The 22,940-nt window shown below is 60.7% G+C and carries 18 protein-coding genes and 2 pseudogenes; 12 read left to right on the top strand and 8 right to left on the bottom strand.

Annotation, left to right across the window (positions count from 1 at the left end; all coding sequences use genetic code 11):
* Nucleotides 1-478 precede the first annotated feature (478 nt).
* A complete protein-coding gene (gene katE, locus AC066Y_RS29150) occupies nucleotides 479-2,602 on the top strand; it encodes a catalase (RefSeq protein WP_478276870.1) in 2,124 nt (707 codons plus the stop codon).
* A 199-nt stretch (nucleotides 2,603-2,801) separates the two neighbouring features.
* Here the strand turns inward: katE and AC066Y_RS29155 are convergent, their stop codons facing one another.
* Both AC066Y_RS29155 and AC066Y_RS29160 read right to left on the bottom strand, forming a co-directional pair.
* Nucleotides 2,802-3,476: an HAD family hydrolase gene (locus tag AC066Y_RS29155; protein ID WP_478276871.1), complete on the bottom strand. Its 675-nt coding sequence runs from the start codon at nucleotides 3,474-3,476 to the stop codon at nucleotides 2,802-2,804.
* Between the two features lie 254 nt (nucleotides 3,477-3,730).
* Nucleotides 3,731-5,242 (bottom strand): CYTH and CHAD domain-containing protein, encoded by a 1,512-nt coding sequence (locus AC066Y_RS29160; RefSeq protein ID WP_478276872.1) that lies wholly within the window; start codon nucleotides 5,240-5,242, stop codon nucleotides 3,731-3,733.
* A gap of 178 nt (nucleotides 5,243-5,420) precedes the next feature.
* On the opposite strand from AC066Y_RS29160, the gene AC066Y_RS29165 reads away from it, so the two are divergent.
* The 3 genes from AC066Y_RS29165 (at nucleotide 5,421) to AC066Y_RS29175 (ending at nucleotide 6,971) form a co-directional block, all read left to right on the top strand.
* Entirely contained in the window at nucleotides 5,421-5,723 is a 303-nt protein-coding gene (locus tag AC066Y_RS29165; protein WP_478276873.1) for a plasmid stabilization protein, read from the top strand.
* Between the two features lie 71 nt (nucleotides 5,724-5,794).
* The gene (locus tag AC066Y_RS29170; protein ID WP_478276874.1) at nucleotides 5,795-6,352 is read left to right on the top strand and encodes an SDR family oxidoreductase; all 558 of its coding nucleotides are present in this window, start codon (nucleotides 5,795-5,797) and stop codon (nucleotides 6,350-6,352) included.
* 199 nt (nucleotides 6,353-6,551) lie between these two features.
* On the top strand, nucleotides 6,552-6,971 hold the full coding sequence (locus AC066Y_RS29175) for a hypothetical protein (RefSeq protein WP_478276875.1): 420 nt from the start codon (nucleotides 6,552-6,554) through the stop codon (nucleotides 6,969-6,971).
* Nucleotides 6,972-7,538: 567 nt separating this feature from the next.
* Here AC066Y_RS29175 and AC066Y_RS29180 read toward each other — a convergent pair.
* On the bottom strand, nucleotides 7,539-8,012 hold the full coding sequence (locus AC066Y_RS29180; protein ID WP_478276876.1) for a DUF6894 family protein: 474 nt from the start codon (nucleotides 8,010-8,012) through the stop codon (nucleotides 7,539-7,541).
* Here AC066Y_RS29180 and AC066Y_RS29185 point away from each other — a divergent pair.
* Nucleotides 7,898-8,614: a Crp/Fnr family transcriptional regulator gene (locus AC066Y_RS29185; protein ID WP_478276877.1), complete on the top strand. Its 717-nt coding sequence runs from the start codon at nucleotides 7,898-7,900 to the stop codon at nucleotides 8,612-8,614. The two genes, AC066Y_RS29180 and AC066Y_RS29185, sit on opposite strands and share 115 nt — an antisense overlap.
* Nucleotides 8,615-9,106: 492 nt before the next feature.
* On the opposite strand, the pseudogene AC066Y_RS29190 reads toward AC066Y_RS29185, so the two are convergent.
* Nucleotides 9,107-9,615: pseudogene (locus AC066Y_RS29190) on the bottom strand (peptidase M15); the annotation flags it as partial.
* Between the two features lie 130 nt (nucleotides 9,616-9,745).
* Nucleotides 9,746-9,964 carry a hypothetical protein gene (locus AC066Y_RS29195; RefSeq protein ID WP_478276878.1) on the bottom strand — a complete coding sequence of 73 codons (219 nt, stop codon included), beginning with the start codon at nucleotides 9,962-9,964 and terminating at the stop codon, nucleotides 9,746-9,748.
* Between the two features lie 1,275 nt (nucleotides 9,965-11,239).
* Here AC066Y_RS29195 and AC066Y_RS29200 point away from each other — a divergent pair.
* The 4 genes from AC066Y_RS29200 to AC066Y_RS29215 all read left to right on the top strand — a co-directional run bounded on the left by AC066Y_RS29200 (nucleotide 11,240) and on the right by AC066Y_RS29215 (nucleotide 14,905).
* Nucleotides 11,240-11,482 carry a hypothetical protein gene (locus AC066Y_RS29200; protein WP_478276879.1) on the top strand — a complete coding sequence of 81 codons (243 nt, stop codon included), beginning with the start codon at nucleotides 11,240-11,242 and terminating at the stop codon, nucleotides 11,480-11,482.
* An 814-nt stretch (nucleotides 11,483-12,296) separates the two neighbouring features.
* Nucleotides 12,297-12,560 carry a hypothetical protein gene (locus AC066Y_RS29205; protein WP_478276880.1) on the top strand — a complete coding sequence of 88 codons (264 nt, stop codon included), beginning with the start codon at nucleotides 12,297-12,299 and terminating at the stop codon, nucleotides 12,558-12,560.
* A gap of 1,177 nt (nucleotides 12,561-13,737) precedes the next feature.
* A complete protein-coding gene (locus tag AC066Y_RS29210) occupies nucleotides 13,738-13,884 on the top strand; it encodes a hypothetical protein (protein WP_478276881.1) in 147 nt (48 codons plus the stop codon).
* 586 nt (nucleotides 13,885-14,470) lie between these two features.
* The gene (locus AC066Y_RS29215; protein WP_478276882.1) at nucleotides 14,471-14,905 is read left to right on the top strand and encodes a hypothetical protein; all 435 of its coding nucleotides are present in this window, start codon (nucleotides 14,471-14,473) and stop codon (nucleotides 14,903-14,905) included.
* A 137-nt stretch (nucleotides 14,906-15,042) separates the two neighbouring features.
* Here the strand turns inward: AC066Y_RS29215 and AC066Y_RS29220 are convergent, their stop codons facing one another.
* Nucleotides 15,043-15,687, bottom strand: a complete 645-nt coding sequence (locus tag AC066Y_RS29220) for a response regulator transcription factor (RefSeq protein WP_478276883.1) — start codon at nucleotides 15,685-15,687, stop codon at nucleotides 15,043-15,045.
* A gap of 60 nt (nucleotides 15,688-15,747) precedes the next feature.
* Here AC066Y_RS29220 and AC066Y_RS29225 point away from each other — a divergent pair, with 60 nt between their 5' ends.
* Together AC066Y_RS29225 and AC066Y_RS29230 are read left to right on the top strand one after the other, a co-directional pair.
* Nucleotides 15,748-17,124 (top strand): histidine kinase, encoded by a 1,377-nt coding sequence (locus AC066Y_RS29225; protein WP_478276884.1) that lies wholly within the window; start codon nucleotides 15,748-15,750, stop codon nucleotides 17,122-17,124.
* Nucleotides 17,125-17,741: 617 nt separating this feature from the next.
* A complete protein-coding gene (locus AC066Y_RS29230; protein WP_478276885.1) occupies nucleotides 17,742-18,137 on the top strand; it encodes a PRC-barrel domain-containing protein in 396 nt (131 codons plus the stop codon).
* Between the two features lie 402 nt (nucleotides 18,138-18,539).
* Here the strand turns inward: AC066Y_RS29230 and AC066Y_RS29235 are convergent, their stop codons facing one another.
* Both AC066Y_RS29235 and AC066Y_RS29240 read right to left on the bottom strand, forming a co-directional pair.
* The gene (locus AC066Y_RS29235) at nucleotides 18,540-20,840 is read right to left on the bottom strand and encodes an FdhF/YdeP family oxidoreductase (protein WP_478276886.1); all 2,301 of its coding nucleotides are present in this window, start codon (nucleotides 20,838-20,840) and stop codon (nucleotides 18,540-18,542) included.
* 356 nt (nucleotides 20,841-21,196) lie between these two features.
* On the bottom strand, nucleotides 21,197-22,054 hold the full coding sequence (locus AC066Y_RS29240) for an SDR family oxidoreductase (protein ID WP_478276887.1): 858 nt from the start codon (nucleotides 22,052-22,054) through the stop codon (nucleotides 21,197-21,199).
* Nucleotides 22,055-22,208: 154 nt separating this feature from the next.
* On the opposite strand from AC066Y_RS29240, the pseudogene AC066Y_RS29245 reads away from it, so the two are divergent.
* Nucleotides 22,209-22,835, top strand: a pseudogene (locus AC066Y_RS29245) (DUF763 domain-containing protein); the annotation flags it as partial.
* Nucleotides 22,836-22,940: the final 105 nt, after the last annotated feature.

Genomic DNA, 22,940 nt, shown 5'->3' on the forward strand with positions numbered 1-22,940 from the left:
TTTCCGGCGATGAACTCGGTGACAGGATGCCTAACCGACTTCGCTTCTCCGCGGTCAAATCAGTCATCCTTCTCCGGCTTCTCCTTCGGGAAGACCGATCAACGCGGCCTAGAAACCTTCGTTCCTCGCGTTCGATTGGGGGCCGGAAAAATGAGGATCGATCGGTTCGGAGACGGAGTGTCCGTGTTACCTTCAGCGGCTCAAGCCCATGATGTCTCTGGACCAGCGCGCCAACCTGATCCGCCTACGCTGCGGGTAGGTTGAGCAACGATCGGACAACAATATCAGGTCATGGGCCAGACGATCGAGATTCCCAGGGTCCGGTAAGCGACAGGACGGCACGCGCGGAAGCAAGCGTCCAGCGATCGGCACCCGAAGCGCTTGCAAGCGCTGCTGACCAGGGTTGGCGCCCGAATAGGAACGTAGTGCGTCTGGCGGGACTTAGGACTCGCTAGTTCGTCCTCCAGGAAACCAAGCAATGGCGAAGGCAACGAAACCAACCCGCGAATTGCGCGGGACGGCACACATTCACGACCAAAAACTTGAACGTGGTGAAGCAGGCGAACTTCATCAAATTGCATCAGGTAAGGTGCCTATGCTCACGACGGCGCAGGGTGGTCCGGTTTCCGACGACCAGAACTCCCTGAAAATCGGTCCGCGTGGCCCGACGCTGCTGGAGGATTTCCATTTTCGGGAAAAGATTTTCCACTTCGATCACGAACGGATCCCCGAGCGGGTCGTGCATGCACGTGGCTACGCGGCGCACGGCTTCTTCGAGAACTACAAGCCCTTGTCGAAGTATACCAGGGCCGACCTGTTCCAGCGCACCGGTGAAAAGACACCAGCCTTCGTCCGATTTTCAACCGTGGCCGGCAGCAAGGGCTCTTTCGACCTCGCCCGGGATGTCCGTGGCTTCGCCGTAAAGCTCTACACACAGGAAGGCAATTGGGACATCGTTGGCAACAACATCCCGGTTTTCTTCATCCAGGACGCCATCAAGTTTCCCGACATGGTCCACGCTGTGAAGGAGGAACCTGATTGCGCCTTTCCGCAGGCACAATCGGCCCACGACAATTTCTGGGATTTCATCAGTCTCACCCCCGAGAGCATGCACATGATCATGTGGGTGATGTCCGATCGTGCTATCCCGCGATCGTTCCGCTTCATGGAAGGCTTCGGTGTGCACACCTTCCGGTTTGTGAACGCGAAGAACGAGTCCACCTTCGTGAAATTTCACTGGAAGCCAAAATTGGGCATGCAGTCGGTGGTCTGGAACGAAGCCGTCAAAATCAACGGTGCCGATCCTGACTTCCATCGCCGGGATCTTTGGATCGCCATCAAAACCGGCAACTTCCCCGAATGGGAACTTCAACTGCAGCTTTTCGATCAGGATTTCGCCGATTCCTTCGACTTCGACGTGCTTGATCCGACGAAGCTCATACCGGAGGAAGTACTGCCGCCCATCCCCGCTGGTCGGTTGGTGCTCGATCGCATGCCCGACAATTTCTTTGCGGAAACCGAACAGGTCGCCTTCATGACTCAGAACGTTCCGCCGGGGGTCGACTTCTCGAACGATCCGCTGCTGCAGGGACGCAACTTCTCGTACCTCGACACCCAGCTCAAGCGGCTCGGAAGCCCAAACTTCACGCACATCCCGATCAATGCGCCCAAATGCCCGTTCTCTCATTTTCAGCAGGACGGCCACATGGCCCTGCGCAATCCAGTCGGGCGCGCCAACTACCAACCGAACTCCTTCGGCGAAGGCCCCAGAGAGTCGCCACAGCGCGGCTTCGCGTCATTCGCCGACGTCGAACAAGGCCCCAAACGTCGTCTGCGCGCCGAGAGCTTCGCAGACCATTATAGCCAGGCGCGTCAGTTCTTTATCAGTCAAACCATGGGAGAGCAGGCGCATATCGCTGCCGCCTTGACGTTCGAACTCAGCAAAGTTCAAACGCCTGCGATCCGGGAACGGATGGTCTCGCATCTCCTGAACATCGATGAGACGCTGGCCAACAACGTCGCCGGCAAACTTGGTCTGCAGAAGATGCCAAAGCCGGCAGACGCTGCCGTGCCGACACGTCTGGATCTCAATCCCTCCCCGGCGCTGAGCATCGTCGAGAATGGACCCGAGCGCTTCGAGGGCCGCAAGTTGGGTATCCTGGTTTCCGACGGAACCGATGCCGGTCTCCTTCAGGGACTCAAGGCCGCGCTCGACAAGGCCGGAGCGACGTACGAGATCATTGCGCCGACGGTCACCGGAGCCAGGGCGAACGACGGCAGCTGGATCCACGCTGATCAAATGATCGATGGCGGGCCCTCGGTGTTGTACGATGCCGTTGCCCTGCTACCGACACAGGCGGCCATGGACGATTTGCTGCAGGAGTCATCGGCACGGGATTTTGTCGCCGACGCCTTTGCCCACTGCAAGTTCATCGGCTACGTTGGCTCTGCGCTACCGCTGTTCGCGAAAGCCGGCATCGCCGCCGATGATTTGGACGAGAGTTGTGTCACCTTGGAAAGCGCCGGGGACGCCAAATCATTTGTCGACCGCCTCGGGAAGCTCCGCGTCTGGGAACGCGAGCCCAATGTCAAGATTATCTAGAAGGAGAGACGGTCTTGACCGGCCGGAAGGGCAGGCTTCGACGACGCGCCTGCGCTTTGCGAGCGACGCGGCCAGACCGACGGTCCGAAAATAGATTTCTGACCGCAAGGGGAGCGCGAAATCGGCGCGGGGCGCGCCTGACCGCCGCAATAACAACGCCGCCGCTGCTTTTCATTCAACTTATGAAGACAAGAATCGATCAGCGCCGTCCTCCAACCTCGTCAATCCGGCGCAACAGGTCGGCTGGGTCGTCATAGACGCGAAACGCCCCGGATTGCCTGAGTTCGTCCGGTCCATACCCGCCGCTCAGGAGACCTACTCCCAGTGCACGGCAACGAACGGCCGCCAGCATGTCCCAGACACTGTCGCCGACCACGATGGCAGTTTCGATTGGCGCGTTGAGCCGCGCGGCCGCGGCAAGAAACAAATCCGGATCCGGTTTGGCATACTTGACCTGATCGCGCGTCACGACCGAGGCTCGTTCCGGATCGACGCCCAACGAAGCAAGATTGACGGCAGCGGTTTCCATTCGACCACTGGTCGCGATCGCCCACGGAATTCCAGCTTCCGACAACCACCGCAAAAGGTCGCGCGCGCCCGGCAGGGGGCGGACCTGGCTTGCCTGTTGCTGGTAAGAGGCCGCATGCGCGCGCCGTAGGCGGTCGATGCGCTCCGCGCTGATCTCGATGCCGATCTCCCGGAGGAGTTGATTGGTGAAGAGGCCACCGCTCATGCCGATCTTGCGATGGATGCGCCAGACCGATAGTTCGATTCCTTCGGAATCGAGTGCATGCTTCCAGGCCAGCACGTGCTGATAGACGCTGTCGACCAGCGTACCGTCGAGATCGAACAAGAAGACTGGCTCGATGCGCATGCGAACTCTCCGTCACAGGTGGCCTTGCACCCTTCCCCAGGGACGACATAGCACTCATCGATACGCAATCAAGGTGCTGGCCCTTGGCCGACTGGAATGTGGGCTTCAGTCCTCGCCTTGCCGTTGCAATCAAGCGCACTTTTCCGACACAGGCCGGGACGCTTCTTAGGGGACCGCAAATGTCGTCGGATCAACTTCGCTCGCGCTGTATGAAACATCTGCGAGAGGCCGCACAGGTTCCCGGTCGACTGCGCTTAACGAGGCTCACTGCGCAAACGGCGCAGCCGGCCGATTTCTCTGGACGCCGCCTTCATCAAACCGGTTGCCGCCTCGCGCTCGCGACCAACCACAAATCCGGACACGAATGCCTGAGCCCTCCGATTGGCGCGAGGGGCGTTCAGCGCAGCATTAGTCCCCATCTCGCGATGCGCCATAAAGTCATTCAAGGAGCCAAGGGCCGATTGAATTCTCTTGAGCCGGTCGGAGAGCCCTGCGAGTTCCTTGTGATCGCTATGGGCGTAAAGGCTCTTAAAGAACTCGACTGCATAACGGATCTTCTTGATTCTTATGCGTAGTTTGTGGCGTTGCGTCGGATCGAGTTCTTGCAAGCGCTTGCCTTGCTTGCGTGCCTTCCTGATGCGCCGGTCGAGCAGTGCTGCCGCATAGGGACCAATCAATCGCTTGTCGTGGGCTGACGCGCTGTTGGTCGCGATCCATTCGATCACATCGAGCAAAAGACGACGAAACCGGGCCGACGCCACCGCCCGTCCAGCGCGCCTGAAGGCCGCAAGCCGTTGAGCGGCAAACTTCTTCTCGATAGCGCGAGAGCCGCGTTTTGGCACGTTCTCATGCGCGACGGGATGAACGCGCTCTTTCAAGAATACATCGATCTCGCGAGCTGGCGCGAGCTCACGGGTGAGCCATCTAAGCTCAGCCTTAATCCGCGCGGTATTCGTTCGCGGAAGGACGTCGCTGAAGAGCGAGATGGCGGCGCGCGTTCGCCGCAAGCCTACGCGCATCTGATGGATTGCCTCCGAATCCAGTGCACGCACCGCATCCGCATTGCATGCAAAATGCCGGAGCGTCGCAGACGCAACAATGCGGAAGGCTCCGTTTGGCGCCAACTCACGATCAAGCCGAATAGGTGCCGCATGCATCGCTCTTGCGCCGTTATCTTCGAGGAGCCGATAGCCCTTCTCTGCCTTCGATCGCAAGTCGAGTTCGGCGGCGGTCTTGCGGTCGAACTTTCGCGCCAACGAAAACAGATCTGACGGACGTCCGGATTTTAGTTCGAGCTCGAGTTCGGCAATCGGTTGCGAGCGGCCGCCGGCCGAAATCTTGCCGCGGTCGATCGCGAGCTCAATCTCGCTGCGGCGGGTTCGAATTGTCTGTACGGCACGACGAATCGAGGTGCGAAAGACCGGCTTCAGCTTCCGGGACAAGTTCTTGGCGCTGAAATCATCGAGCGGCGTACCTTCCGCCTTGGCAATGTCCGGCTTGAGGCGATCGACCTCGGCCTCCCATTCGCCACGCGTGAGGTTTCCTGAAGCAGTAGACTTTACCGTTTGCACAAACTTGTTGTCGACCTGGCGCACCCTCAGCGTGAGGCCACTCCGCTTGAGCTCGCGCTTGTTCGTATCAAAATACGTCGAAACAAGATCTTGCTGGGACCAATCGGCGCGTCGCACACCGGGGACGCCGCCCTTCGTCATGGCCGATAGCCCGCGGGGCGAAGCTTGGAACTTCAATTCAGTCTCGACGCTCATTACCGATTCAAAAAGACGCAATCACGGAAAGGTTCCCGTCGTCGCGGCGTGAGGTCGTTTGGCTGTGACTGCGCAGTTGGGATTTGGCTCGGCGACCGCGCCACAAACTTGTCGTCATGACTGGAACAGACAAGCCTTCCCGGTTTTGAACCGAATATTTCAATCGAGGGAGGACCCCATGCCTCGCGGCGACAAGTCCAGCTATACTGAAAAGCAAAAGCGCCAGGCAGAGCACATCGAGGAAGGCTACGAGCACCGCGGCGTTCCGGAGAAGGAGGCCGAGCGGCGCGCTTGGGCGACCGTGAACAAGGAGACGCACGGCGGCAAGAAAAGCGGCTCCGGCCGCGGAACGGAAGAAGACCATTCGCCGTCGAAGAAAGGCGGCCGTCTCGGCGGCGCCGCCTCGGCCAACCGGCCCGCTGCGGATCGGTCGCGATCAGCCAAGAAGGCGGCGCGGACCAGAAAGCGGCGCGCTGCCTGAAGGCGCGTAATCGGCTGCCGGTTCTCGGCGCGAGAATGGCTGTCCTTGCCACGGATCAACGGGACCCCTCTGTGGACGAAAGGTTCCAGGAAAAGGTCATCATCACTACCGGCGCGGCGTCCGGCATCGGCGAAGCAACAGCTCGCCGGTTCGCGGCCGAGGGCGCCAAGGTCGCGTTGGTCGACCGCAACAAGGACGCCCTCGAAAAGGTCGCCAAGAGCCTGCCGGCCGACCGGACGATGGCCCATGCCGCCGACGTGTCGGATTCCAGGGCTGTCGACGCAATGGTCACCGCAGTAGTCGGCCACTTCGGCCGGCTAGACGTCATCGTGAACAACGCGGGCGTCCATGTAGGCGGCGACCCGGCGTCCATTAGCGACGATAGATGGCGAAAAGTCCTGTCGACCGATGTCGACGGCGTGTTCTACGGCTGCCGCGCGGCCCTACCCCATCTTGAGAGGACCAAGGGCTCGATGCGGCGTCAGTCAGCTTTCTACTTAGCGAAGCGGCGTGTGATGAATTTGGGGCTTTTGGTGAAGCGCACGGCCGCGATTTTCAACTTCCTGCACCACGAACCTCGCGATGTTCCGCGGAGTCCGGCACCAAACCGGCGTGGCCGCCTTGGGTGAGACTTTCGGCCTCTTAGGCCTTGTCGCGGGGAAAAGACGTAGTCGCATCTGAGGCCGGTATCCGACATGGATTTCATTGTGAGGTGATCGCGAGCAGGGCCGTCGGCCATCCTCGATCGTTAAAGGAACGCCGCGCCTTCTATCCGGTTGTTTTTGACTTTCAACCTTGCGGGAGAAGCAGACGAAGGATGAAGCAGTCATGCGGATACCCACTCTATTGATGCTCGTCTTCGCGGCCACGGCGATTGGCCTTCCGGCAGCCGCCCAGCAGACGAGCCCGGGGCAAAACCTTCAGCGCGAAGCCGACAAGGGTGCGAAAACCCAGAACTCAGGCGCGTCGGGCTATGTCGGAGAACAAGAAAAGCCGGGCGCTGCCTCCCATCCGCCTGGCGAGCCGAACACCGCTGCCGCGGGCACAAGTCCGGCAACGGCGCCCAGCGCGCAGAATTCCGGTGCCGGCATCAGCGGTTCAGCTGGCAACAAGAACGGACCTGCTGCACAAAAGGGCACAGTCGGATCAAGCCAACAAAACCTCTCGGTGCAGGAACAGGATCCCTCGAACATCAAGGGCCTTCCGGGGGGCAAGAGCGGATCCGCCACCAAGCGATCACCTCAGTAGAACGTCAGACTATCTGTTGTCTTGAAGAAAAGGTGCCGCTGCTATCGTGGCGGCTCCTACGTGTGTGCGCGAGGTCGATGCTCGTGCAATATCCGCAACATTCGCGCGTCGCCGACACGGCGTGAAATCCCGTTCGCACGCTAACCAGCAAGAGCCCGGATCTCGTCGTCTTCCGAAGGCGCACACCGTCCAGGAACCGTTCGCCCGCGCGCGTTCGCGCCCCTCGCGGCGACGTTCGGGTCGCCGCCTCGCCCGGTCAACGTCACATATTCGGCGCTTGCGAGAGAGCTCGGCGTCCGGCCTGCTTGAGACCTTCGGGGCGACACCTCTCCGCAGTTGGCAGCTTCCAAAATCTTCGAGGCGAGTGGGCATGAAGGTCGCAGCTTTTCGAGGCTAGCCACGAGGGAGCTTTTCGGCGGCCCGCTGCCATACCGCGGCAGGGCCGGGTTCAAATAGTTACGGTTTGCACGACAACCAGGAGTGAGGTCGCGGCATCGCCGGTCCGATGAGACGGCAATCGCGTCCATCTATCTTGCTAAAAGTACGGCAGTTGCCGACGCCGGCGTTTCAGTGCCTTTCAGGCGACAGGCGGAGGACCCATATTAGATTTCCCGCCTCGTCAGTTACTTCCATCCGCCATTCCTGGCCGGGCTTCAGCGTGCCATCGAGGTCCTGAAGGAATTTTCCAGCGGTGATGGTGGCCTCCTTCCAAGCGGCGTCGCTGTCGGGTAGGTCCATGCCGGTTTCGTCTGGATCCCTTTGTCGGTGCTGGATGTGAAAAAAATACCGCGGCATTTCGGGGCCACTGATTGGAACTATTGCGCTCAAGTTGGCGGGACAATTATCTACATCCACGCCCGTTCCAAGCGTATGGTCGGGGCGGAAGCGACAGCTTCCCGTCCCGAAAGGTTGACAAGGAACTTCAGATGCCCATCGAGATGATGATCCGGAAGTTGCGGCAGCACTCTGAGTTACCCGACGAGGATACGAAAGCCCTCCGGTCCATTGTTGCATCGGTGAAGAGTTTGCCGGAAGATTCATCGATCTTTCGCGAAGGGCAGCTTAGTACCCAATGCTGCGTGATTCTGAGCGGCTTTGCCTATCGATCCAAAGTGTCGGAAGATGGCAAACGGCAGATTCTATCATTCCACATCGCAGGCGACATGCCCGATCTTCACGGCTTGCCACTGAAGCGGATGGACCACGACCTGACCACGCTGTCGAAAGCGCAACTTGGTTTTATTGATCACGATGCGCTCGAACGAACCCTTAGTACGCATCCGGCTTTGGCACGAGCGCTCTGGCGCGAGTCGCTTGTTGACGCCGCATTGTTCCGGCAATGGATAGTCAATTTGGGCACACGATCCGCATCGGGGCGCATGGCCTATTTGATTGCGGAATTGCGCCAGCGGCTTGGAGCGATGGGTATGGTCGCTAACGAGCAGTTTGACTTTCCGATCACTCAATCGAAGCTGGCCGACGCGCTTGGATTGAGCGTCGTGCATGTCAACCGCGTCCTTCAGGCGTTCCGAACCCAAGGCATCCTTGATTTAAAGCGCCGCGTCGTTACGCTTGGCGACTTCGAAAGGATTGTTCAACTCGGTGGATTTGACAGCTTAAACGACAAAACTAGCGCCCAGTAGCGCCTAGTGCGGTTGAGAAGCAGGAGGGACTTCCGCTTGGGGCGAGACTCCGGAAGTCAAAGGGCGCACCCGCGACGTCCGCTTCACCGCCACTCTCGCGCCGCTTGCGCAGGTTTGCTCCCTTCCAATGCGCGCGCAACGCGTCGAGTGTCCTGCGGATCGCAAGCCCTCATAATGCTGGTTTTTTTCGCCGGCGAAAGCCGATCGCCGGCACGCCGAGATCAGACAGTGCGATGCTCATCAAGGACATGCTGATGCGCTCACCGGTGGTCAACAACCTGTCGAGTTCGCGGCGATTAGGATGCGGGCTGCCTGATAGGCCATCCTGACGAGTTCGTCTGTGGTCTCGCCGATCGCCGAAACGATCGCGACGACACGATGACCCACGGCCAAATCTGCTGTTGCGAGACAGGCGCCGCGATACTTCTGCACGGTGACGGGATTGGTAGGCATTCTTGCCCGCGTCTTGTTGAAAAGCGCAGCTGGACGGGATCAGATCGTTCTCCCCTTCGACGCTTTTGCGGTTTTTGATCGTCTCGCCACGATCTGCAGAGCGCCCCTGTTGCGCTTCTTGATATCCGCTTGCGCATGTTGAGCTTTCGTCCCGCTGCGGTGAGCGGCGCATTCCTTGCCGTCTATCGGCGCGACATGCGGCGGATCTCGATCGAGATACGGTCGCCCGATTCCAAAATCAGGTCCGCGCGCATCGATCCATTTCCAAAGGGCCTCAGTCGAAACCCAGCGCTCCGCCCGCGTCGCGCCTTTGACGCTCACGACATCAGCGGCAAGCCCGTGGCCATAGCCGCCGCGGAAGCTCCCTCCATGGTATGACTTGTCGGACGCTGCTTTTAGGCCGCTCGCGATCGATTGACGGTAGTCATCGCGGAACGCACTGGTTATGCCGGGTGATAGCCCGCCTGCTCCGACGCGTAGAGCGTGTGAAACAGCTTGAGCTTCAAGCTCCGATCCACCCTACCAATCACATAGTCGATCATGGGCATGCTCCGGACAGGCGTCCAAGATCATGTTGGTACCGTCATCGAAACGATCCTAACTCCCCTCGCCGGCCGCAACGTGTACTCATACATCGGATGTCCGGTTTTGGTACTGGCACTCCAAGTACAGTCGGACTTACTTTTTCTCTGGCTTTGGGGCCGGTGCACCGTCTTTTTCCCTTTTGATATTCCCCTTGGTCGCGCTCATGCCGGTCGTATCCATCGAACCATCTGGCTTGGCACCGTTCGTCACTCCGGGTTTCTCCATCCCTGTCTGTGGAGCGGGACCGGTGTTCTGAGCAAAGGCCGAGCCGCACAGGAGCGTAAGAGCGGTGACGGCGACGAACTTCTTCATTGGTGTCTCCTTTGGATGACCGACGAATAATTCGGCGCGCTAAAGTGTGGTTCCCACGTAGGCGATCACGGCGCTTGCAGGTGCAGCAGTGGACTGGGAAAAAAGCGACAAAGATTCACATGCGTTATTTCCGGAACCGCAGATCACTTGGATGATCCGAGCCACGGGGCACCTGATTTTCATTTCGTGTTTTTTCAGCCCTAGTAGCGACGACCGCTGCTTCTCGGAGGACGGCGGTTCGGCGATCCGGATTGGCCCCGGCATTACCCTCCAAGGGTGCTGGGGCCTTTTTTTGTGGTTGGCCAAACAGCACAGCACGGCCCGCTAGAAATCCGCGGGAATCAAGCCAAGCGCGGGCGTCCGGCTCAGCAAAGGGCCGGACGAGTTTCAAACGGTGCCGAACGACAGAAGCCGAAAATGATCGGCTGAAACACACTAAGCATTGCCAAACGCTCTGCAGGTTTTGGAACATCGCGAGTTCATTGCCGTTTCCTGCGTGGCGTCGAGCGGAGCGACGAAGATGAATCGTGAGACTGAGGGGTTGGCAATTGAAGCCGCGCAATGCGCTAGAGAGGCACGTCACCAAGCCGCGCTCTTACCGGAAGGCCCAGTTCGCGATGCGTTACTTGAAAAAGCTAAGCAATACGAAGCTGTAGTCCCAGTCGATCCCACGTACAATCAGCCCAGCCGTCGCCTGCGCTCGGCGACGCCCTGACTGCCGGCTATCGCCACCTCGAGGTCAAGTGCCGTCGCTGCGAAGACCCATTAGACAGCCGCCCTCGATATCGTGAGGCGACCGAGACGGACCCTATCCCGAGCTCGAGCGCTCCATGCGATGCAAGGGATGCTCGCGACAGCCCGGGTACCCGTTCAAGCGAAGCCACCTCGTCGCATTGCGGAAGGTCAAAATCACAACGATGAACCCTCCTCAACATGGTGGCCGGGATGGCGATAGCGAGCGACCCGGCATTGCGATGCTCCGATACCGAGGGGTGCCCCGGTCAATAGATCGACACGCGATCTTCGAAGCGGTCGAAGCGATGGCGGCGGAACTCCTGGACAAGCCGAAAAAGCCGACGCTAACGAGGCAAAGCATACCGGAAGGTGGACGATCGACCGTCCCCCGGTAGAAGTTCATGGATCACCACATCTCTCGGTCCCATAGGCTGACGCATGGCGTCGTACGCCATCGGGTGCCTATTCAATCTCCTAGATAAGCTGCGCAAGGCAATGGCGGAGCAATTGTAGGGGCACGTCAGTGGTGGCGAGGGCAAGATGGCTGAAGTGAATGGTTGCCATTTTGGCGGTTACGTAAAGCCAGCAAACTATAAAGAAAATCGTCGCCACCGCCGATATGCCCGCAATCAGAATGGGAAACGGAAGCTCATCGTCGTCGTCATTGAGCGCGGTGGCGATTCGGCGCCAGCAGTATTTGGCTCTGAAAGCCAAGCCGCCGCTTTCATTCGTGCCTGCATTGCGAAGGGGCCTGTCGTTCATGCCGACGAAGCCGCTTCCTAAGATGACGTTTTCTGAACTTGAAGCGAATCAACCAATCACCAAGAAGCTTACTCCTTGTATGGTCTCTGCACTAAACAAGCAGAGGAGTATTTCAGCCGTTTGCGCCGCGATCAGGTCGGTATCTCTACCATCATATTGCTAGCGCTAGGCGCAGGTCTTTGGCGCTGCTTTGGCACCATCGTAATCTTCGCAGCTGATGGAGCCGGCCGCCCCAGCCCGGCCGGCTCCGGGCCGCGGCAACGCCTCGCTGGGCGGCGGGCAGTCTGACGCTGCAACGCGACGCGCAGTCCGGAGGAGCGCGATCGCGGCTGGCGGAGCAAGCGCTTCACTCCGGGCGCAGTCGCCCGCGCGCCTGCCCCGCTGACTTACTGGCCATGTCAGCCAGCTACGACCCTTGCCCTGCCGATTGATGCCGGAAAACGACAATGCGCCGCAGGCGCCGGATCCGGGGCTCTTCGAGGACCGAAGAGCGAGAGCTGCGGCATCTTTTGCGATAACACCGGTTGGGTCTGCGAGAACCATCCAGATCAACCCTAGACCGGCAATCACGCCTGCACCTGCGGTGGCTCCGGTGCGCCCTCCCCGAGGTGCAAAAGGCCGGCCGATAGCGCGCAGCTGCCGTCCGGCTTTTGCAACAGGTTCGACAAACGCGACAGGCGCCGCTGACTCGCGAATGCCAATTTCCAGAGGGCCTCTCGAGCTTTCGCCGGTGTCGTTCGCCTCCGAAAGCGACGATTGCCATTATTTTAGGAACGACCTCGAACGCGCCTCGTTCTCCAGTTTGCTCCAATAGAAGCAGGAAGGAAACGACCAAATGAAAATCGCAAAAATCGCTGTGGCGACCGTATTTATATTCGGTTCAATTGCTGCGGCATCCGCACAAGGCGGTGGAGGCGCTGGCGGCGGCGGTGGAGACTCTCCGGCTGCGACTTCCGGTCAGGGCGCGTCCAGCAGTCCGAGCGCGGCAAATCCGAGCGCGACGCAGAATGACCCGAAAGAGAGGGAAGGCACGACGGGCAAGAGCAGTGGCACGATGTCCAAGGACGGCGCAATGTCAAAAGACCACATGAAGAAGTAAGCCACCTTTGGGAGCGCTTTATCGGAATTGCTCCGCTTCAATTCGGCCTCGGCATCTCCTCCTCGCTGGGGCCGTCTTTTCGCGCAGACAGTGCGTATCCTTTCCGGCGTCCCGTCCTGCTACAACCGTTGGAGCTACCGCGGTGCGCCCGGAGCCAGATTAAACGCTGGGTGCCGCCGAGAACTCATTCCACCCGAACAGAAGAGCACCCGGGTCGATGGCGACTCCAGTTGCGCTAAAGGTTGTACTCCACCGTATCCACCGTGTGCTTGAATGCTCTGAGCAACACGGGCGAAGCTCCAGCTCAGACGGTGAGCTTGAGGCTACCGGTGTTTGGAGGCGTATCGGCAAGCCTCCATCTTCGACGCTACGAGTTTCCCGAATGTCGTCTGCCGAGACACTCAATTGCTGCGACGCGCTAGTATCTGCGCCCCCATACCGCGCCGCGTGCGGCTCCCATAACATCTCGCTTCTGAAGAAAGTGATTGCAAGGAACACGAAGAATGGTGCGCTCAATGATTGGTATCAGTTTGAGTTTGATTGCTTTCACGGTCACTGGCAGCGCCCGCGCTCACGGGACATGCGGCGTCGGTTGCCATCCCACGGTGTTTGGTTCATGCGTGCGTGATGGTTGGCTAGAAGGTCGACCCGTTCGGAATGAATGTCCCGCCACCTCACGACCCACGCCGCCCTGCGGCCAGTACTACCGGTGGAGCCGCCAATTGACGGCGTGCATTCAGCGTTGAGTTACAGGAGCACAATTTGACGAAAGAACAGCTCGCCCGAGACGCTATTCCGGCTGCTGCGGGCATATCGCTCGATCAAAGATAGGGAGACGCGTCGACGAGTTGTCGAGGCCGTGGACGCAATGCCGAAGACCGCGCAGCCGATCGGCGGCCTTGATAGCCTTGAAGATGATGCACGCGCCGCGTAGCGGCTGCGGTTGCGGCTGCGGAATTAGCGACTGAACAGTCCCGCGCGCAACTATTCGAGCAGATTTCTGAGCATGGTCCCGGGCGCTGGCGGCCGATCTTCGATACCGCTTACAGAGGCCTTGCATTAATGCTGGTCCGGATCTGAGTCGGCGCCATAGCCACGTGTTGCCAGTTCTTCCCGATTTTAGGAACGAACCGATCTGTCTCGCGTTCACCGTTCAAGCAAAAGCGGAGTGGCTGAGATGGGCGCTGGCGATCAGTTCGCATGCATGTCGGTGGTGGCAATTTTCTCACTTGCGCTGATCGTGACGTCCGGTCTGTTTGCGGAATCGAGGGCGGCAAAGAACCTCGCGATGCCGGCCGTGCAACAGGTCCGCGCCCCCCGCTAATCGGGAAGGCAAAGGCTCCGCTCCTTTCACGCTCGGTGTCTTTGCGCTGTTTGAGGACAACGCGGTCGGCTCAGTTGTTTCGTCAATTCCATCCGGCGCGGCAATCGGCGCGCAGGCAAGGCCCGCAAAAACGTTAACTCCGGCGCACCGTGCCGGAGCGTTTTGGGATGTTGGGTGTGTCCCTCAACAGGGATTAACCGCGGAAGAATCTCCGGTTCCGCGCTCAATTGCATATTCTTCCACCGGCGCTAGCGCCGTCCTCAGTGCAGGCTTCCTGGTCGCTTTCCGCTATCGTGTGCTCTGGGCGGGTATCACGGCTCACCACGTGGCATGCGATGATTCGCGGGACGCGGCGTCGTTGTCCACGATCGGCGCGGCAGGCCGCACAAGCAGTTCAGCCTCCGTGAGCACGAGGATGTGGCTATTGGCACGACGACAGTGGACCACTTGGTGGTTCGCACCACCGATACAAAGAGGCCGCCGATCGGCGGCCTTTTTGGTGAGCGAGACGTCGGGAACGATTGCCGTTTTTTCCCGTTGTCGCGCGCCGGCGCCGATATGCGGTCCGGTATGGTGGTGAAAATTGATGCCTCTGCTTCGGTACGTCCTGTTTACAAGCGCGACGCTGCTTGGCCTGCTGTTTCTCGCGGATTGGTATTTTCCGGCAACGCCGATCGCCGTCGCCCACCACGACATCGACCGCGCAACCATCCGCATTCACTCACAGCACAAGTGGCCGGAGGCGATACGGATGGATACGAGCACCCCGCTCGTCACCACCTCGCCGGCACCCACAGTTTCCATCGCCACGGCTCCGGCGCCCGAGGCTCAGCCTGCGGCTGTCGCGCAGGCCGACACGCCGCGATCAATTCCGCTGAAGGCGCCAGAGCAAGCCACGCGGCACGCTAGATCCGCCCGGCACGCGCAGCCCGAGAGAAGCCGGCGATTTGCACAACGCCGCCAGCGCTACGCGAGCTATCGCCCGCCGGACTGGCAGGGCTGGCCCTTTCCCAACTGGTGAGTCCAGCACGATATCCCGGATAAGGATCGCCGGAGGGCTGCGTTCGTCGCTTCCGTTGCCCTGACGAATGCGGTCGGATATGAGGCCATGAAGAACTGGCCCGTGACCACACGAAGACAGTTTAATTCCTGCAGCCTTCAGGCGAGTTCCATTTCGACGGCGATCCGCACCAGATCGGAGTGGCTTTTCGCGCCCAGCTTCTGCTTGAGCAGGGACGTAGTGTTGGCGACCGTCTTATAAGAGATGCCGAGCGCCGCTGCGACATCGACGATCTTGTCGCCGCGGCCGAGCAGCCGCAGGATTTCCAGTTCCCGCGCCGACATCTGCGAAGCGGGATTGGCCTTGATCGCGGCGCCCGCGAAGGCGACCGCTTCCGCGAGGTGCGGCGAAATGAAGCGCTCGCCGGCGGCGACCTTGCGCACCGCCTTGACGAACAGGCGCGGGTCGTCGCTCTTGGAAAGATAGCCCTGCGCGCCCATCTCCACGGCCCGCACCACGAATGCGGGATCGTCATTCATGCTGAACATGATGATGCGGGCGTCCGGATCGTCCTTGCGGATCCTGCGCAGCAGCTCGAACCCGGAAAGATCGGGAAGCTTGATATCGATGACGGTCACGTCCGGACGCTTCTGCATGAAGGCACGATGGCCGGCCTTGGCGTCGGCAGCCTCGTCGATCCTGACCGCCTTGTCGGCCGCGAACAGGGATCTGCAGCCCGACACCACCACCGGGTGGTCGTCGACGATCAATACTCTTGTGGCTGATTTGGCCGTATCGTGCACGACTGCCTCCTCTGCCTAAATAGAACTTCGCGCGGGAATTGAAAGAGAAGATTCGGTCGAATGGAGCCCGAAGTGCCACGACTCACAAAAAGTCTCTCGACAATATTCTCAAGTCAACTCTGGAACCGGCTCTCCCTGCGCGCAAGGCTGTTGCTGCCACTGGCGGCAATGGTCGTCGGCGCGCTGCTGCTCGGCGGCCTTGCCTTGCAGACCTTCTCACCCGGGCAGTTCGAAGATGAGAATGCCCAGGGCGCGCGCTCTGCCCAACTCGTGGCCGATGCGCTGAACGCCGCGCTCGCGGCCGCCAACAATCCGCAGCAGACACTCGACGCGTTTGCGGGCGGGCTTGGTACGTTAGCCGCCATCGAGTTCGTACCGGCGGGGTCGAAGCCGTCCCGCACAACCACGGAGACCTATCCCGGCAATGTTCCCGCCTGGTTCACAGCTCTATTGCAGATTCCCCAGCTTGGCTCGACCTATCCGATCAGAATCGGGACGGTGCACGTCGGCAATATCCTCTTCAAACCCGACCTCTCGGCCGAGATCCTTGAAAAATGGGTGGGCTTTTTAGCCATTGTCGCATCCGCCGCGGCGCTGATGCTGCTCGCCGGAGTCAGCGCCTATTTTGCAACGGGCACGGCGCTTCATCCGCTGGCGCAGCTCGGCGCCGGACTGACCCGGATGCGAAACGGCGACTATGATGCCGCGATTCCATTGGGCGGCCCACCCGAGATCCGCCAGAGCTGTGCAGAGGCCAACGAGCTCGCCGCGACGCTGAAGCGCCTCAGCCGCGACAATCGAGACCTGCTGCGCAAGCTCGTCGCCGTGCAGGACGACGAGCGCCGCGAGCTGGCCAGGGAACTTCACGACGAGATGGGGCCGCTTCTGTTCGCGATCCGCGCCAACGCGACGGCACTGTCAGACCCTGAGGCGGGCCCTCCCGAGCCCGGTTCGCCGGCGCACGGCATCCTCAGCGCGGCTGAGGCCCTGCAACAGGCGAACCGGCGCGTGCTGGACGGCCTGAGCCCCGTCTACGTTGCGGAACTCGGATTAGCCGCGAGCATCCAGGCGCTGCTGCGCAACACCCAATCCCAGGCTCCCGGACTTCGCGTCACATCCCGGATCGATCATCGTCTGAATGAGCTCGACGGCCCCATCTCGCAAACCATCTACCGCGTGATCCAAGAGGGCTTGATCAATGTGCTTCGGCATGCGCAAGCGACCACGATGGGCGTCGTGGCGACGGTCAACAACGGCCAGATCCAGATCGAGATAACCGACGACGGCATTGGCCTGCCGCGGGACCTGACGTTCGGCAGAGGCCTGACCGGCATGCATGACCGCGTGCGTGCGCTCGCCGGAAAACTGCAGGTGCTCCGCGAGCACGGCCGGACGGTCGCGCGCTGCCGGCTTCCGCTCGACCACCCCGTTGAGTAGTGACGAAGACATCACCGAGAGCACGGGGCGCAAAGCATGCGCGCAATCTGCATCGAACATAAACACGATCCGAACCAGCGCCCTATGGCTGGTGAGCCTGACAAAAACCCAGAAGTTATCATGTGCCGATTTGTGCCTGCAGAAAGGCGCTGTCGGGCCCCGCCTTCACGGCGTGGGCCCGGCACCGATCATCAGAAGGGGAAGTGGGAAAACTCCGAACAGCCGCAGGACAAGCACTGCAACCGGAGTCTCCGCAGCATAAACTCTGAGACTTCAGACTTGATCCCCAGCGGACAGACCTTGCGGCGCGGGTCTTCCGCGGTGTCGCTGATTGCGGAGGGCCTCCTTTGCCTTTTGCGACACCCAACGACGCCCCCTCCGACGGCGCGGCAACAGGCCGGCAAGGCCCCGCCATCGCCAACAGTCCCGCCGACGATGCCGAGCGACAACTAGCTCGGCGAAAGGACTTTTGGCTTCAAGTCCTCGGCTGCCCGAGAGCGCCTGTCCTCACGCCCAGCCGCCGCGTTCTATGCGCGGCGCCGGGGCGTACGTCTCATCCTTGGAACAATTGCCACTTCATCCTGTTCCATAAAGGCAATCACCGAGGGAGACATGAGATGAAGAAAATCTTCGCTGTTGGGCCTCTGCTGGCCGTCGCAATGGTAACCGGGGCATTCGCCGCGACGACCGTCCTAAAGGAGGGGCCAACGGAAAGTTGGACTGTGACGAACTACTACAAGCAGGCCGTGTACGATCCGAAGGAAAGCAAGATCGGCGATATCGACGACGTTCTCGTCGACAAGTCCGGGAAGATCACGGGTCTCGTGATCGGCGTTGGCGGCTTTCTCGGAGCCGGCCAGAAGGATGTCATTGTGCCATTCACGGCAGTTAAAACCACCAAGAAGAATGACAAATGGTGGTTGACCCTGGACGAAACAAAGGACGACCTGAAAGGCGCTCCGGGCTTCAAGTACGACCGCACCAGCACCACCTGGGTGCCCGAGACGAAGTAGCGCGACATCAGCGAACGCGAGCATTCGTTGCTCGTGTTTGCTATGCGGCGTTTTTCGCGTGGCAAGTGCCGAAGGAGCAGACGTCGCGAATTTAACAGTATGCCTCTCGGTTGTCCAAGCGCCGTTCACTAAGCGATTGGGATACGGATTGCTTCGGCTACCGAACCAATCCTAGTGGCGCCCCTGATCGCAGTGCCGTGTGATGTCCATGGCTGCCATGTTCGCAGGCGTGGGGAACGAAATTCCTCACGCGGCTGGAGGGCGGTGGCGCGCCAACTGGTTTCCCCGCGATCTGAAGATGCGTCCCGACATCGGGCACGTCGTTCTCAGGCAGCCTGGCGTCACCGCACGCCGTCGTTCCCTATGCGATCGCTGCCAAATAGGCTGCGCCCGATTGCCCCGTCATCGCGCTGTCGGCGACGGCCCCAGGGGATCGCGACTGATGCGCACCGGCACCGACTTGGCCGCCGGGACCTTGCTGCCCACGGCGAAATGCCAGAGCGGGATAAGGACGTTGCACTCCGGATAGTATCCGACGATGCCGCCACGGGGCACGTTGTAGAGAACGACTTGAAGTTCTCCCAGCCGGCGCTCGACACCGTCATCAGCTGCGGTCTCCAGCGTGACGAGATCTCCCTGGTCGAGACCTAGTGCGGCCATGTCGTCCGCGTTCATCAGCACAACGTCACGGCTGCCGTAGATCCCGCGAAAGCGGTCATCCTCGTTGTAGACGGTCGTGTTGAACTGACCGTCAGCGCGGATCGTCATGAGTTCGAAGACGCCGTCGCGGATTTGCGGAACATCGAGCGCTGCCTTCGGAACCGTGAAATTGGCCTTTCCGTTCGGCGTTTGCCACTTTCGCTCACGGGCGCCAAGCGGACGGGCAAAGCCGCCGGGCTCGAACATGCGCGTGTTGAAATCCTTGAACTGATCCGGATAGGTCCGCTCGATGGCGTCGCGCACCAGCGCGTAATCGCCGACCCAGGCATCCCAGTCGACGTTCGGATTGCGCGACAACGTCGCTTTCGCCATCTCCGCGATGATCCGCGGTTCGGACAGAAGCCGGTCGGCAACCGGCTTGCGCTGTCCGCGCGAGCCATGAATGCACGCTGTGGAATCCTCCATGGCGACAGCTTGCGCCCCGCTCGCCTGCTGATCGATCTCGATCCGGCCAAGACAGGGCAACAGATAGGTCACCTCGCCGGGCACGAGATGCGTCCGGTTGAGTTTCGTCGCGATCTGCACGGAGAGCCGAAGCTTGGTCCAAGCCGGCTCCATCAGCGACCGATCAGGAATGCACCGGACGAAATTACCACCGAGGCTGACGAAACCGCGCACCTCGCCGTTCAGGATACCCTTGCAGGCGTCCACCGTCGTCAGACCGTCCTCTCCCGGCGGCTCGAAACCATAGAGCTCCTTCAGCTTGTCGAGAGGGACGAGCTTGGTCTTCTCGGAGATGCCGACCGTGCGCTGGCCTTGGACGTTGGAGTGGCCGCGGATCGGCGAGATTCCAGCGCCCCGCTTTCCGATATTGCCGCGCAACAGCAGCAGATTGACGATCATCTTCACGGTCTCGACGCCGTGTCTGTGCTGCGTGACACCCATGCCGTAGTTTGCGATCACGGCCTTCGCGGCCATGTACGTGCTCGCGGCCTCGGACATCGCGGCCTGGCACAAACCGGACGTCCGCTCCAGGTCGGTCCATGATTGATTGCGGCAGAAATCCGCGAAAGCATCGAACCCGTGTGTATGCTGTTCGATAAAGCTCACGTCGACGATACGTGCATGTCCCGCGGACCGCGCCGCGTCATCCGCCTCGATTACGGCCTTGCAAATACCGAGGATGGCTGCGGCGTCGCCGCCGAACCTGACCTGATGGTATTGCGAACTGATGCGGGTGCCGCCGGCCACCATCTGGATGGGATCCTGTGGATTGGTGAAGCGCTCAAGACCACGTTCCCGCAGCGGATTGAAGGTGATGATCGGCACGCCGCGCTGCGCTGCCTCCTGCAGCGGATGCAGCATCCGAGGCGCGTTTGTCGTCGTGTTATGGCCGAAGAACAGGATGCAGTCGGTTTGCTCGAAATCCTCGAGGTGCACGGTGCCGACGGGCACGCCGATCACCGGGGGCAGGGCCACCGACGTGCTTTCGTGGCACATGTTCGAACTGTCGGGGAAATTGTTCGTGCCGTACATCCGGCCGAACAGCTGATACATGTAGCTCGCCTCGAGCGAAGCACGGCCGGAGGTGTAGAAGACCACTGAGCGCGGATCGAGCGCCTTCAGTTCACGACCGATTTCTGCGAATGCGTCCGACCAGCTCACCGGCGCGTACCTGTCTGACGCCGCGTCATAGCGCATCGGCGCCGTAAGACGTCCCTGCTCCTCGAGCGCGTGGTCGGACCAGCCACGTAATTCCGCGAGCGTGCGTTTCGCAAAGAGGGTCGCGTCGACCGTCTTGTTGGTCACTTCCCATGCGGTCGCCTTGGCACCATTCTCGCAAAACTCGAACGGACGCGGCTTGACCGGCTTTGCCCAGGAACAGCTGACGCACATGTAGCCGTCGGGCTTGTTCTGCTTCGGCAGGATCTCGCTGCCGAGCAGCGCCACTTCCTCCTGCGTAAGAATGCCCGCGACGGCTTTGATCGATCCCCATCCACCCGCCGGCCCGGCGTATGGCTTCACGGTCACTTTTCGCTTCATGATTGGTCTCGTAGAGCACGTCTTTTGCCGAAAACCACTGATCGTATGGGAAGTTCCTAGTGCGAGCAGGGCCCTTCTCGCTGTGCGCTGTGCTCGCAGGGAGCCATCTGTCGAGACGCCGCGCTAGGATCAGGATGGATTCGAAGCGTGGTTGCCCTCGCCGAGGAGTGCCCGATCGCGTCTAGCTGCTGCCGTCATATTGAGTTGCGCATGTGGCTCGCGGCACCGGCGAACAGCGCTTCAGGCGCCGCCATCGGCGCCTAGTCGGCCCGACCGGCTGCGGCCAATCCAGAATCGAGAGCCTTGCGGACGCGGCACGTCCAATGCTGCGTTGACCAGCCGAACCACGTCGCGTCCTACAGAAACGGCTTCCCGCCAGTCACGGCAACGGTCGCACCGGACGTAAAGCTCGAGAGCGGATCGGCCAGCATGACGTAGGCTGTCGCCAGTTCGGCGGGCTGTCCAGCCCGCTTCAGCGGAACCTGCTTGCCGAAATTCGTCACCGCCTCCTCCGGCATCGTCGACGGAATGAGCGGCGTCCAGATCGGTCCCGGCGCGACTGCATTCACACGAATGCCCTTGGATGCCAGCATCTGCGCCAGCCCTCCGGTGAAGTTGTGGATGGCGCCTTTCGTGGTCGCATAGGCCAACAGGATCGGGTTCGGCATGTCGGAGTTGATCGACGCTGTGTTAATGATCGCGCTACCCGCAGGCATATGCGGCACCGCCGCTTTGGCGAGATAGAACATCGCGTGGATGTTTACCTCGAAGGTCAGCTGCCATTCCTCGTCGCTGATATCGGCAATGTCCTTGAATGTGGCCTGATGCGCGGCGTTGTTGACGAGGATATCGATCCTGCCAAAATCCTGGACGGCACGGGAGACAACCGAGCGGCAGTGGTCGGGACTGCGCAGGTCGCCAGCGATCAGGACCGCCTTGTGTCCTTCAGCCTCAACCAGCGCTTTCACCTCATGCGCGTCGTCATGCTCGTTCAGATAGGCGATCAGGATGTCGGCCCCCTCGCGGGCGTAGGCGAGCGCGACCGCACGCCCAATGCCGCTGTCCGCGCCTGTGATGACGGCCTTCTTGCCTTTGAGTTTGCCCGAGCCGCGGTAACTGGATTCGCCATGGTCCGGAGGCGGATCCATTTTGGCCGTCGTGCCCGGCATGGGTTGCGTCTGATTGGGATAGGGCGGCTTGCGATAATCGGGCATGAACGACTCCGCGTATTGATCGATTTTCAATCGCAGCGCTTGACAAGTGTTCCTAGATGCCAGTGTTCGTGGATAGCAGAGCGCAGCACAAAAGCAGCAACGCGCCAAGTGCTACGCTTTAAAGTCCGGATGATTCAGTGTGAGCGGGACCAGGATGGCCAAACGAAGCGGCAGCGCAGACTTCCTCTCCACGGCGGACGCGTTCCGTCGTGGCTTGCCGAACGGGTGTCCGAACTCCGCGCCATCGTCGCTAGGCCGTCGCGCGTCAATACGCTCGCGACGAGTTCCTGCACCGGCTGTCACATCCCTTTTGGTTCCAGTCGTTCGGTCCGTCAATCACGGCCAGTGTCATCGGCGCTCTGAAGCGCCACTCGAGCGAGAGGTGGGAAGCTTACGTCAGCGGCGACCGCGGCAAGCACTTGCGCCGCACGCCGGACGAGCTAGGTCAACTCGGCGAGCGTACGGGCGTCGACGACCGGGATTGACGCGGGCGAGCCGGCTGGGGCGAAAGTCGACAGTGTCGCGGGGCGGACAGTGATGCTCCATGGGTTCTTCGCGATGCAGGACCGCAGACGGACCGTGGTGCAGCACGGCGTGAACGGCGACAAGCGGCAGGCCCGGTGCTATCATCGGCATTCCGGAAATCTGCGCAGTTTTGTCGCTGAGCCGCACAGTGCGATCGGTGGTCCGGAGCAATGCGAGATCGCAAACGTAACGGATCATCGTGCCGCCCTTTCCCGCGACACTCCAGATCGATCTGCTTGCCGCGCTCGGCCCTAACGGAATCACTAATCAATGCAGGACGCGTTTCAACCATCTCGACCGCATGTGCGGCACATTGCGACGCCCCCATCCAGGCGGCCGAAGAGGTTGCTTCTCCTTCGCC

This window comes from Bradyrhizobium sp. USDA3010, from assembly GCF_056429065.1.